Here is a 207-nt window from a genome sequence, read left to right as displayed (position 1 = left end):
CTGTCGCATCTTGCGCTACACTTGTTTTCACATTATAGGTGAAGACTTCATCACGTTTCGCGAGGGTTTCTTCTGCCTTGCCGTTCACATCTTTCTTGATTTCTGGCTCTTCTGGTGTTGGTGGCGTTACTGGAACTTCATTAGAGTCTTTCGTAAAGCCTGGTTTGTTTGGAAGATCTGCCTTGTAAGCTGCCTTGTTAGGAACTT

General features: G+C 44.9%; 1 pseudogene. It reads right to left on the bottom strand.

Annotation, left to right across the window (positions count from 1 at the left end):
* Positions 1-207 (bottom strand): annotated as a pseudogene (locus tag HMPREF2885_RS07500) (hypothetical protein); the annotation flags it as partial.

Source organism: Streptococcus sp. HMSC062H02, assembly GCF_001813005.1.
Classification (GTDB): domain Bacteria; phylum Bacillota; class Bacilli; order Lactobacillales; family Streptococcaceae; genus Streptococcus; species Streptococcus oralis_S.
The sequence above is the reverse complement of the archived record's forward strand: the minus strand, read 5'-3'. Positions and strand labels throughout refer to the sequence as shown.